Raw genomic sequence first — 13,104 nt, forward strand, 5'->3', positions numbered from 1 at the left:
ACAGATTTTGGGGGCCGAGGACACTTGGAAATATTGGAGCATGCTCTGCGTGATGAGGTGCATCATCAGGCGCAGAGCTTGGAGTAAATTTGTGGGGATCCCTCAGGGTCTGACCCCGTTTTTCATTTTTTTGCGACTAAATAAACCCACCCCATTTCCGCCTGCTACTCATCATCCCAAAATTTTCCTGGCTGCGCATAGATGCCATCATTTAATACACTGCACCATCCAAAAAGCCTATAAAACATTTCAAGATCCAGAATTTGATACACATCAGTTTGTATTTTCTTTAATGTTACTCGACTGTGCGCATAGTGCGAATACTGCCCTCCCACGCCGGAAATTGCTCTTAATTCGAGTTCTGAACGGTCCCATTCCGAAACGACTCCTGTCACCTCAGGAAGCGGATCTAAAAAACATATTTCAAATTCTTTTGATATTTTACACACACACGGAATTAGTCTCTGGGCAAGCAGGCTTTCGGCAACCATCGTCCGAGGAAAAACAATATTTAATTTCATTTCAACACTTCCTTTGGGACAACAACATAACCGGAAAAATTCTTTTCAAAAGTAGTTACCGGACTAAAATACTGCTTTCCATGGGGGTCTCGTATCGCAACAACATCGATACCATTCCTCCGAGTAACGCCATCTACCACTACAAAATGGGAAAAGTTGGTGCCATTAGTTTTATCTACCACCTGAACAACGACAGGTGTTCCATTTGAGGTATATCTCGACAAGTCAGCAACATTACGGCCAGCATAGGCGGCAGCATTAATACCCTCGGATTTCATTAAGCTTGCAACATCGTTAGGAAAAATACCGTCTTTTCCGGGTGGAAGTTTCTCTATCAAATTGCCTATGTCAACCTTTTTCCCCATGGTATCCAAAACCATTCCACAGGAGTTATGCCCGCAGGTGGGTACTGGCCCCTGATTCACGACCAAACGCTCACCGTTTCGCGGTATCGAATCGCCAAGAAGTGGGTTTTTAGGACCTGCTCCCGATGGTAAATTCTTCGCTAGCCCTTCCACCAAGTCCGCCGACTCGGCCACTTTCCCTTCAAGGTATAGCTTTTTCGCTTTACCCAAAATTTTCTGAGCTGCATCTCCAAGCCCGGGAATCAACCCAACGCTTGCCATCGCATAATCGAACGGATCCTGCGCCTCATAGAATCCCTTTGCGTCACCGTAGATGGGGATAAAGTCTGAACCGAACTCAGCAAGTTCCTTCGCCAGCCGCGCCGTTTGTGCCGCAGCAAATGGGTTGTTTATTTCCTTGATACTGCGAAGCTCAGCCTCAATCGAATAAGCAGCAAGTTCCTTGTTTTGGGCGGTTTCCTTAGCCTGCTCTTTGGCTTCAGGACCAAACCTGGCGGCCACAAGGCTCCGCGCGGCTTCTTCCGCTTTTTGTCGTAAACCGCGGCAGGTACTGCTGGCGCCGTTCGCAGTACAAGCGGTTTTCAGTTCCAGATCACGAAGTTTATCCAGATTGTCCAGGGCGTCAGCGCGACCGCAGGCAGCCTTATCCCCTCCCTGACAGTCTTTCTTAGCCTCGCGGCGCTCTTGATTTTCCTCATGATTGAGGTAGTTGTACTGTGTTGCATTACCCGCCACCCATGCCCCAGTTTGCAGACTTTTCGCATCAGCACCATCTAGTACCGAAGCCGCAAGCACACCAATCAACTGCGAGTTCATGACCAGCAAACCTTTCTTCTGGTCATCGGGCATGGCGGCGTAGTTCTTGGCGAGGCTATCTACCAATGCCTCAGTTACGCCAGCTGCCAGCGCTCCTGTGCGAAAATCGCCTCCAGAAGCCTCAGCTGCCAACCCGCCCATCAACGCATGCAACCCAATCTTGGTAATGCCACCCTCTGCAAACCGGCCCTTGGAAACATCCCCGACCAGGTTAAATCCATAAGCCGCAAATGCATTGGCCAAGCTATTTTGCAACGCCTCCCCAAGACGGGCTTCCCCTCCGAGCGCGCGATCCACCAAGACGGATGTTCCGTTTTGCAGTACTTGGTTGGCCGTGAACTGCCCCACGCCTTGCCAAGTGCTCAACGGACTTACGGTGGCAACAGCGCCAGTGTTGGGTAGTGCGGTGGAAGTACCGGTCTGAGTGCTGGTCCACTTGTCATAAACACCAGCAGTCAAGCCAGCAGTGACACCGGATACCACATAGCCCCTCATCGCATCGCTCGAAGTTACATCCTTCAAGACAGCGCCCAGGTTGCCACGGTTATTGATGGTGCTGATTGCACCGTTACTCGCCATGCCGCCGAGAACGACGCTCCCCGCAGCATTGGCCCAGCCCGCAGCAGAGGTAGCGGTGGCAGCAGCCGTCGCCCCTGCCATCGACGTCCCAGTCCCTGCAGCAGCAATTGCACCGCTGGCGGCACCCATCGTGAAGTACGTCACGATGATTGCAATGATGATTTGCGCGCCGGCGCCTAAGCCTGAATTGCTATATTTGAAACTGTCATGCAGCTCTTTAACCTGGCGCCAATCCACATCTCCGCGCTTCTCGGCCTCTTTCAGCCAAGCCAACTGCGGGTCGGCTTTAACCATCGCATCAATCGTCTGGCTAACCGTATTCTGATCGATCTGCTTGATATCAATCTTCAAGCCATCGACGGCTTTAATCACGACGTTGCCTTCTGCAACTATCTGCGTCTGGCGTAGAGTCTCGTCGGTGTTGCCCTTGCCCTTGGAGCTAGTCCAGGCGAGATCACCCTTGCTCTTGGTGTGGCTCTCGTCGTGCAAATCCTTCACCGCCTCAAACGTCACCGCCCCACCACTGACAATCGCAATATCCCCGCCACTGTCGAGCTTCGCCGCTTGATACTTCTGGTCCCCGCCGCTCTGCAACGTCAGGTCGCCACCGGTCTTGATCTCACTCCCCACATTCGTCACCTGGGTGACTTCATCACGCTGGGTTTTCTTGCTGCCCCAACCGCCCTTTTTGCTCATGTCGTACAGCGAATAGTTGCTGTCTTGCGCGGCCAGCAGTTGCAGTTCGTTGTCGGCGTGTACGTAGGCTTCGTTGCCGGCGCTGATTTTGCTGGCGACCAGGGTCAGGTCGGTGCCGGCGATGGCGATGAGGTCGCCGCCGGCTTTGAGTTCGGCGCTTTGTTGGGTGACGGTGTCGAGTTGGGTGGTGGTTTTGGTGCCGCCTTTTTTGCCTTTGGAGTAGTCGTGTTGCTCGTTGGCGGCGGCGGCCAGGGTCAGGTTTTCGCCGGCTTTGACGCTGAGGTCTTTGGCGGCGCTGACGGTGCTGGCGACCACGGCGATGTCGCGGCGGGCGTCGATGGCGAGGTTGCCGCCCACGTCCACGTTCGAGCCGTATTGCAGGGTGGTTTGCTCGGTGCCTTTGACGCGACGGCGTTGGTAGGCGTAGTCGTCCTGTTCAGTCTGGCTGGCGATCACCACGTCGCGCCCGGCGGTCACGCTGGCGTTGCCACCGGCCTTGAGGTCGCTGCCGATGTTGAGCACATCGCGCCCGGCGTTGAGCTTGAGGGTGTCGGTGGCTTCGAAGCGCGAGGCGTCGCTGGCCACGTCGTTGCGCAGTTGGTAGCCGTCGCCTTGCTGTTTAAAGGTGGTGACGGTGCGCTCGTTGAGGATGTCGCCGGTCACGGCGGTGGCGCTGATGTCGCGGGCGTTGATGATGCCGCCACGGGTGTTGCGGATCGAGTCGGTGGCGAGCATTTCCAGGCGGTTGCCGGCTTGCATCAGGCCGCTGTTGTCGATGTTGCCGGCGACCATGCTCAGGTTGTTGGTGGCGCGCAGGGTGCCGCTGTTATGCAGGTCGCCGCCGGTGATCAGGCTCACGTCCTGGCCCTGAATCAGTGCGCCGTTGGGTGCCAGGCGGTTGTTGGCCTGGGCCAGGTAGAGCACTGGGGTCAGGACTTTTTGGCCGTTGACCTCGGCTTCTTCCATCCACACGATGTCGTGGGTCAGCGCCGCGACTTGTTCGGCGCTCAACGATACGCCGAGTTGCAGCTTGAGCGAGTCCTTGTAGCTGATGGCGTTGTCCATCAGGTAACGGAACAACGCGTCGTCACTGGCGATGCCGTCGATGTAGCGCTGGCCGGTGCGCGCCACCACGGCTTCGCGGATCAGGCGTTGCTCATAGAGACCATCGCCCAGGCGTTTCCAGGCGGTATCAGGGTTGTAGCCCAGTTTGCCCAGCAGGTAATCGGAGCTCATGAACTGCTTGAGGTCGGTGAGCGCCGGGTTGGTTTCGATCAGGTATTTGTGGCTGTTGTCGACCGCGGCGATTTGCGGCAACCCTTGCACGCGGGTTACCGACGGCGCGCGGCTGTCCAGATTCAGCGGGCCCTGGCCATTGACTGCGCCGCTGAGTGGCTGGCCATCGACGCTGAAACCACGCTCTTGCACGGCGCTGTAGTCCAGCGGTTTTTCGCGGTCTTTGTCGGCAATCTGGCGGCCGCCGACGCTGAAGTCGCCATTGCCCGTGGAGGCGCTGGCGGCGCTGTCCGCCTTGGCCTGTTGGCCGCTCAAACGGAACAGACCGTTCTGGCCGGTGGGCAGGCTGAAGCCGGGCAAGGTGGCCGGGTTGACTTGGCGCTGGGCCAGGTCTGGCGGCAGTTGCGCGGTAATCGCCGGTTTCACCGTGGAGGCGAACACGTCGGAGTTGGTGTTGTGGTTTTGCGCCGGGGCCTTGATGTCGGTGGCGTTGGGGCGAATCACGCTGTTGTCGATTTTTTGCGTGGCGTTGACCGTCACCGAGCCAGCCGCCTGAATCACCGCTTGAGCAATAACGCTGCCGGCGGTCGGCACCACGTAGGTGCTGGTTTCGTAGAAGTTACCGATGCCGGCCATGATCTTGGCCAGGGTCATTTCACCTGGGCGGTAGTCGCCGGAGTTGGGGTTGTTATAGACGTTGAACTGGTTCTGGCGCTCCATGAAGGTGTTGTAGAAGCTGCGGTCACGGGTATAAAAGCCCGAATTCAGGTGCACTTCTTCGCCGCCGGCCGCACCACGGTTGGTCAGCACGTCGGTGTTGATCAGGATGTTCTTGGCGGCAGACACCGAGCTGTAGAGGTTATCGAAGGTCTGGCTGCCGACGGTCAGGTCACCACCGGCGTTGATGAACGCCGAGGCCGAGCTGCCGACCAGCACGTCTTCGTATTTCTCTACGGAGGTGAAGTACAGCTCGCAGCCTTTGCCCTTGCAGAAGTCGTTGGAATAGATATTGAGGTTGCCCGAGACCAGTTTCTTTTCCGTGCTGAACTGGTCGCGGCGGTTGCTCAGGGTGTCGGCCAGCAGGCGCATGTTGCCGGCACTTTCCAGGCTGCCGGAGAGGTTTTCGATCAGGCTGCTGCGCGCGCCCGCATCGTCGCGGGCTATGTCCAGGCCGCCGAGGCTATAGAAGTCGCCGTAGCTGTTGCGCACATCGTTGGCGCGCAAGGTCATGTCGTTGCCGCTGAACAGCAGGCCCCTGTCGTTGAGCAGGTGGGTGGCGTTGAGGCGGACTTTTTCCGCGCCGCCCAAGGTGCCGGAGTTGTTCAGGGTGGTGGCGTTTACCGTGAGATCGCCGAGGGCGGTCAGGCGCCCGTGGTTGTTCAGGGTGCTGCTGTTGACCTGGGTGACCGCGCCGCCGGCAATGCGGGCGTTTTCGCCCAGGTCCATGCTGGCGCTGGTGAGGGTCATGGCGCCGAGGCTGCTGACCCGGCCGTTGCCGCTGTAGCCGCCGCTGAGCGTGAGGTTGAGGCTGCCGTCACTCGCCAGCAGGCCGTCGTTGGTCCAGGTGTCGCCCGTGCCGGTCAGGCTTTGTGCGCCCAACAACTGGCCGCTGGCGGTCTGGGTGAACTGGCCAATGTCGAGGTTCAAGCGCCCGGCCTGGATCACGCTGCTGTTGGTCCAGCTCGCGGCCTTGATGTCCAGCTGGCCGTTGGTGACAAAGCTGCCGCCGGCGCGGGTGACTTGATCAGACGTCAGGTCGAATTTGCCGCTGCCGGTGTGCACGATACGGCCACCGTTGTTGTCGAGGTTGCCGGCTTGCAGGTTGAGATTTTCGTTGGCACTTTCCAGCGCGCCGGAGCGGTTATCCAACAGCCCTGACACGTTGATATCGGTGTTGCCCGCGCGGCCCATGGCGCGCAGGTTGCCACCAGCGTTGTTGAGGGTTTGCGCGGCAAGGCGCAGGGTGTCGTCGCTTTCGATCAGGCCGAAGCGGTTGCTCAAGGTGCCGGTGAGGCCGAAGTCGATGCTGCGGGCGCCGACCTTGCCGCCGTTGTTGGCCGCCGTGCCCTGGTTATCGAAATCGGCGGCCGCGACCTTGAGCAAGGTGTTGGCATACACGCCGCCGCCCTGGTTATTCAGGCTGCTGGTGACAATGCGGTTTTCACCGCCCAGGGCCGACAGGTGCCCCAGCTGGTTGAGCACACCGCCCTTGGCGTCGATATCCAGCGATTGCGCCTGGGTGATGCCGCCGCCGTTGTCGAACAGGCCGCTGACCAGTTTGATCCAGCCTTTGCCGCTGTTGAGGATGCCGCCGCTGGTGTTGGCCACGTTGGCCGCGTTCAGGTCCAGGTTGCCGTTGAGGCTGTCGACTCGACCGCCCTGGTTGTTGAGGGCGCCGCTCAGACGCAGCAGGTTGTCGGTCTGACTTTGTAAGGTGCCCTGCTGGTTATCGAGGGTGCGTGCGGCAAGTTCCAGCTTGCCCTTCTGGCTGTAGATCAGGCCGTCTTGCTGGTTGTTGACGTCACCGGTCAGCAGTTTGATCAGCAGGTCTTGCTGGCTGGCGAGTGTGCCTTTACCACTGTTGTCCAAATCGCCGCTGGCGAGGGTCAGGTCGAGCCGATTTTGGCTGACCAGTTGGCCGCCACGGTTGTCGAGGCTGGCGGCGTTCAGCAGCAACGCGCCGCCACTGGCCAGGCGCGCGGTGTTGGCGTTGATCAGCGCACCGCTGAGGGTACCTTGCAGGCTGCCCTGACTGATCAGTTGGCCGGCGCTGTTGTCCAGGCTCTGGCCGATCAGGTTGATGTTGGCCGCGCTGATCTGGCCGCCACGGTTGAGGATCTGGCTTTGGGCGTGATTGAAGCCCAGCAACTGGCTAGAGGAAATCAAGCCGTTGTTGCTGTTATCCAGGCGCCCGGCAATGCTGAGGCCCACATCGCCCTGGCCGGAGATAATGCCTTGGGCGTTATTGAGGCTCGCCGCGCTGATGGTTTGCAGGCCCTGGCTCACCAGGGCGCCCGCCGCGTGGTTATCGAGGGCGCCGCTGAGGTTGGCTTGCAAGCTGCCGTTTTTGCTCGACAGCGTGCCTTCAGCGCTGTTGTCGAGGCTGCCGCCGGCCACGGTCAAACCGTTCCAGCCGGAGATCAGGCCCTTGTTGGCGTTGATCAGCGTGTTCGCCTCGACACGCAGTTGATCGGTGCTAAGGATGACTCCGCTATCACTGTTGTCGATACGCTGGGCCGCTACGCTGAACCCGATATTGCTGGAGATTTCGCCTTGTTCGCGGTTGGTGAGGTTAGCCAGGCGCGCAAAGCTCAGCGGCCCTTTGGCGCTGATCAGGCCGGCGCTGTTGTCGAGGTCGCCGCCTTGCAGGTCGATGGTCACCGCGCGTTCGCCGATCAGGCGGCCCTGGCGCTGGATCAGCTGTTGCACGACAAGTTGCAGGTTGCCCTTGGCCGAGACTTCACCGCCAAGGCTTGAGTCCACACGCTGCCCTGCCAGGCTGAGGTCGCCCTGGCTGTTGATCAGGCCTGCGGTGTTGTCGAGGTTAGCGACGTTCAGGCTCAAGGCCTGTTGGCTACCAATCACGCCGTTGCGGTTGCTCACATCGGCCGCCGTCAGCGTGAGGTTGCCATCACTGACCAGTTGGCCGCCCTGGCTGTTATCCAGCGCGCCGGTGCTGAGGGTTTGGCGGGTACCGGCCGAGAGCCGGCCTTTGTCGCTATTGTTCAATGCGCCCGCCGTTGCATCCAACGTGGTCGCAGCGCTGATCAGGCCCTGATTACGGTTGTCCAGGGCGCCAGCGACCTTGAGGTCCAAAGCGCCACGGCTGGCAATCGCGCCACCGGCCTGGTTGTTAAGGCTGCCCGCCTCCACCTGCAAGAGGTTCTTGGCCGACACCACGCCTTCGACGCTGTTATCCAGCGCCTGGGCGATGCGCACCTGCAAGCTGTCGCCACTGATGACTTTGCCGCCACGGTTATTCAGCGTGTCGGCCGCCAACAGGAATGATTGCGTGCTGGAAAGCTCGCCGCCCTGGCTGTTGTCGACGCTGCCGAGGTTGCGCAGCAGTAATTGGCCAGGGGTGGCAATCAGGCCGTGGTCACGGTTGATCAGTTGCCCGTGGTTCAGGTCCAGGTCGATGCTGGTATTGCTGACCAGTTCGCCGCGGTCATGCTGGTCCAGCCCGGCGAGGTTTGCCTGCAGCGTGGACTTGGCGAAGATCGAGCCTTGCTGGCTGTTGTCCAGTTGCCCGGTTTTAAGCAGGATCCCGGCGTCACTGCTGATACTGCCGCGCTGGCTGTTGTTAAGGCCCGCGCTGCGCAGGTCAAGCTGTTGTTTGGCACTGATCACACCGGCCTGGCTGTTGTTCAGCGTGCGGGCATTGAGCGTTAACGCGCCGTCACTGAGTAACACGCCCTGCCCATGGTTAAGCAAATCGCCGCTCAGGTTGATGTTCACGCCCGTTTGGCTGATGACCCGCCCGCTCAGGCTGTTGTCCAGTTGCCCGCCGTTCAATTGCAGGCTTTGGCGTGCCGCCAACAGGCCTTTGTTCTGGTTGAGCAGGCGTTGCACGGTCAGTACCAGGCCGCCGTCACCAATGACCTTGCCGCCACTGTTGGTGAGTTGATCGGCACCCAGCCGCACGCGGGCCTGGCTGGAGATTTCACCCTGCTGGTTGAGAATGCTCGGGCTGTACAGGTCTACGCCACGGGTGGCGGCGATGAGGCCGCCGTTGCGGTTATCCAGGGCGGTGCCGGTAAAACTCAGCACGCCTTCGCTGACCAATTCGCCAGCTTGTTGGTTGAGCACGCCGACGGTTGCCAGCAGGTCGCCCTTGGCGCTGATACGCCCGGCGCCGTTTTCGATTTGACTGGCGCTGAGGGTCAGGCCGCCGTCGCTGCTCAGTCGGCCGCCCGTGCTGTTGTTCAGGCTGGCCAGTTCGATGCGGGTGTTGGCCTTGCTGCTGATCACGCCCTGCTGGCTGTTGTCCACGCTACCGCCGGTAAGGGTCATCGCCCCGTCGGCAATCACCAGGCCGCCCTGGTTGGCGAGTGTATCGCCGTGCAGTACCAGGGTGTTTTTACTCGATACCAGCCCGGCCTGGGCGTTGTTGAGTTGGCCGACGCTAACCTGTTGAGCGCCCTGGCTGATCAGGTTGCCTTGATTGTGGTTATCAAACAGCCCGGCAATGTTCGCGGTCAGGTTGCCCTGACTGGCGACAGTGCCTTGGCCGCTGTTGTCCAGGCTGGCCGCCTGCACGGTCAGCAGGCTGGTGGCCGAGAAGATCCCCAGACGGTTGTCGATGGCGCCGCTGGCGAGCACAGTGAGGTTGGCGCCCAGCAGTTTGCCGGCGCGGTTATCCAGGGTCGTGGCGGTAACGGTGGTTTGGTTGGCGGAGATTTCGCCTGCCTGGTTGCTCAGTAGGCCGGCGGTTACGTGGGCCTGTTGTTGGCTGGCCAGCAAGCCGTTTTCATTGCCCACTTGCCCGGCAATGAGCGTCAGGGAATTGAGGCCGATCACGCGGCCGTTCTGGTTTTGCAGGGTCGCCGCCGTGACGTCGGTGCTGTTGTCGCTGTGCAACACACCACCGGCGCGGTTATCCAGGCCCGTGGCATTGACCTTGAGGGATGCCGTGCCCAGCACGCGACCGCCACGGTTATCCACTTGGCCTGCGCTGACCACCGCGCTCGCGCCGCTCAACGTCGCGTTCTGGTTGTCGAGGTTGTGTGCAGCCGTCACCGTCAGGGTGCGGCTGGCAACCACACTTTGGGTATTTTTAAGGCTGCCCGCGGACACGCTGACATCGCCGTTGGCATTGCGCGTTTCATCGGCGTTGACGCCAGCCTCGATAATCCCGGTGTTGGTGACCTGGCCAGTGCTGGCCAGGGTGACGCTGTCGCGGGCGGCGAGGCTTCTCTGGTTGACCAGGCCTTGGGCGCTGGTGACCTGCACGCTGCTGCCGGCGTAGACCTTGTCGGTCAGGTTGACGCTCTGTGCGGTGACCTTGATGTTGCCGGTGGCGGCGGTCTGCGCCAGGCTCAAATGCCCATTGGCATCCAGCTGGATATCGCCGCCGCTGGCCGCCAGTGTGCCGTCGAGTTTCACGCCCACGCCGGCTTCGGTGCCCACCAGTTTGATCGCACCGGCGTACATGCCGCCCAATGCCGACGAGTCGATCGCCAGTTCCGGCTTGGCGCTGCCGTCATCGGCACGCGCCGTCGCATTCAAGGTCTGCGCGTTAACGTCGTTGCGCCCGGCGACCACGGTCAAGTTGCGCGCGTTGATCTGGGCATTGATCTTGGCCGAACGGGTGATGATTTCGAAACGGTCGACATTACTGGCGTTCAAGCCCTGGCCGTCGATGGTCACGGCGCCGCCATCGACCTGGTAACGGTCCAGGCGGCCGTTGTCGAGCACCGGTTTGCCGGTGGTCAGGGTCACATTCGGGGTGTTGATGAAACCGCAGCCGCTGCAGGTGATGCCGTACGGGTTGGCCACGATAACCTTGGCCGACTGCCCCGCCACTTCGGTGTAGCCGCGCAATTGGCTGGGGCTGCCGCCGTTGACTTCGTTGAGGATGATGTTGGCGGCGCGGCCTTGCAGGTTCGGGTTGCCGAGGATAATCCCGCCCAGTTGGGTCGATTGGGTGCGGTCGGTGGCGTTGTTAAGGATTACGCCATTGGTGCCGACGTTGTAGTCCTTGAACTGGTTGTGGGACAAGCCACTGCCATTGGGTGCTGCGATGTTTACGATCGGCACGCCATTGCCCGCCGCGCCCAGGCTGGTGCCCGGGGCGCTGACCACGATGCCTTCGGCATTGGCCAACAACGGCTGCCAGAACAATGCATTGGCCAGGATCAGCGCCAGCCCGCGTTTGGGCAGGCCGATGAACGAGTCACGGCGTTTCAGGGCAGCAGAAGGCTGGCGAGCGAGGAAGGCAAACTGGCGAACATCCATTTCAAATTCTCGATGCAACTGGGCGTTGAATTAGAGGAAAAAATCCATGCGAAAGTAGATCGGCGCTTCGCGGTCAAGCAGCGCGGCCGGTCGTTCCAGCGAGTGGGCAAAGGTCACGCTGGTGCTAACGTGCTGGCCACGGGCGAACAGCTCAAACGAATTGCTCGACACCCGGCCATGCACTTCCCGGTTGTAGCGAGCGTTACGGATAACACCTTGGTCATAGCCGACACTGGCGCCGTATTCGCCGAACACCGGGCGCAGCCAGTCGAGCGTCACCGGGCGGCTCCAGCGCAGGTCATTGCGCCAATAGCCGCCGCTGTCGCCATTGAGCTGCTGGTCTTTGAAACCGCGTACCGATGAGGCGCCACCGAGGCTCATGCGCTGGGGGCTGAACAACACGTCTTCACTGCGTTGGCCGGTGGCCAGGCTGATAAAACTGAACGACTCGCCCCACAGCTTGAACGGTTGCAGGTAGCTGACGGTGGCGGTGTATTTGCGGTAGCGCGCGTCCGGCACGCCAGGCCCCGGGTTGTGATTGCCCTGGGCGTCGAAGGCGCCGGTGCCGTTCTGCATACCGACGTCGAGGTTGACGAAGGCGCTGCCAATGCGACGCCCATGGTTGATGCCCAACTGCAACTCACTGAGGCGATTGCTGCTCTCTTTGAGGTGGTTGTCGTTGATGTAGTTGTTGGTGCGCAGGTGGGCCAGGCCAACGTTCACCGAGGTTTTGCTCAGGGCGTCGCGGTGGATCACGCGCTCGGCGCGCAACTGGTGGTTTTGGCTGTCGCCGGTTTGCTTGAAGTCAAAGCCGTCGCCTTTGGCCACTGAGCGGTAATCGCTCTGGTTGTAGCTGTAACTGAAGTTCCACCAACCCCACGGCACGTTGTAGTAGAGCATCGCGTTTTTTGAGGTTTTCTGGTGGTCGCTGATGGCGTCGTGGCCGCCGCGCAGCACCAGTTGATCAGCCAGGCCCAGCGGGCTATCCCACTCAAAGCCGGTGCCCCACTGCTGCTCGCCGGTGCTGCGCTGCCCATCGTTATTGCGCGACAGGCTGGCACGCCAAGGTTTTTGCGGGTTGTTCTTGACCAACACGGTACTGCCGCCAACAGCACTGCCCGGCGTCAGTTCCATTTGTGCCTGGTTGGAAGGCAAGCGATTAAGCTGATCGATGGCTTGCTCGACTTCTCGCAGGTTGAGCAAGTCACCGTTGTTGCCGGGAAAGGCCATGGCCAGTTCGCGATCGGACAGCTTGCTGTTGTCGGCGCCTTTTACGCCTTCAAGTTTGCCCTCCACTACCAAGACTTGCAGACGACCACTGGACAGGTCTTGCTGCGGCAAGTAGGCGCGGCTGGTGACCAGGCCTTTGACGATGTAATAGTCGGTAACGCGCTTGAGTAGTTGATTGAGCTGGGAAACGCCCAGGCACTGATCAACATAGGACTTGAGCAGGCGCTCGCGCTCAACGCCAGAAAGGCTGTCGGCACCTTTGAGTTCGATGTGCTGGATGGGGAAACAGCGGGTGTCCACCGGGCCGGCGGGAGCCACCGGGTTTACCTCTTTGCCAGGCAGGTCCTTGAGTTCTTCAAGACGCCGTTGTTGTTCTTCCAACAGGCGGTTTTGCCGGTCGCGAATCAAGTCCTGGTCACCAGGATTGGTCGCGGCAAAGGCGCTGTCAGGGGCACTAAGGCACAATAACGTCAGGCACAGTAATGGCCGAGTCCATGGCGTGAGCAGGTACATATTTCGTTCCGTCGAAAAACAATGGCGGCAAGCTATCATCGAACCTGGAGCATGCCAAGATTCTGGCAACCGTGATATTTACGTTAGAATATTTATTAAGCTATTGATTTATAATCACTTTTTTAATTTATCACTTTAAACAACCATTACTAATTCAGATGAACGGCAAATGACAAGCACTTGACACTCAC

General features: G+C 59.8%; 3 protein-coding genes. All 3 read right to left on the minus strand.

What is annotated here, in order from left to right; genetic code table 11:
- Positions 1 to 164 precede the first annotated feature (164 nt).
- From ACDZ94_RS25775 to ACDZ94_RS25785, 3 genes are read right to left on the minus strand one after another with little or no spacing between them, the layout of a single operon-like run.
- Positions 165 to 521, minus strand: coding sequence for a hypothetical protein (locus ACDZ94_RS25775; protein WP_305453733.1), 357 nt, complete (start codon positions 519 to 521; stop codon positions 165 to 167).
- Positions 518 to 11,170, minus strand: coding sequence for a filamentous hemagglutinin N-terminal domain-containing protein (locus tag ACDZ94_RS25780; protein WP_432751854.1), 10,653 nt, complete (start codon positions 11,168 to 11,170; stop codon positions 518 to 520). The genes ACDZ94_RS25775 and ACDZ94_RS25780 overlap by 4 nt, the downstream gene beginning before the upstream one ends.
- Positions 11,171 to 11,200: 30 nt before the next feature.
- Positions 11,201 to 12,913 carry a ShlB/FhaC/HecB family hemolysin secretion/activation protein gene (locus tag ACDZ94_RS25785; protein WP_064452664.1) on the minus strand — a complete coding sequence of 571 codons (1,713 nt, stop codon included), beginning with the start codon at positions 12,911 to 12,913 and terminating at the stop codon, positions 11,201 to 11,203.
- Positions 12,914 to 13,104: the final 191 nt, after the last annotated feature.

It is taken from the genome of Pseudomonas sp. UBT (assembly GCF_050915955.1).
Taxonomy (GTDB): domain Bacteria; phylum Pseudomonadota; class Gammaproteobacteria; order Pseudomonadales; family Pseudomonadaceae; genus Aquipseudomonas; species Aquipseudomonas antarctica_A.

Bases quoted from the DNA above. Each gene is read 5' to 3' on its own strand.
- ACDZ94_RS25785 (WP_064452664.1), bottom strand. From the start codon at position 12,913: ATGTACCTGCTCACGCCATGGACTCGGCCATTACTGTGCCTGACGTTA.
- ACDZ94_RS25780 (WP_432751854.1), bottom strand. From the start codon at position 11,170: ATGGATGTTCGCCAGTTTGCCTTCCTCGCTCGCCAGCCTTCTGCTGCC.
- ACDZ94_RS25775 (WP_305453733.1), bottom strand. From the start codon at position 521: ATGAAATTAAATATTGTTTTTCCTCGGACGATGGTTGCCGAAAGCCTG.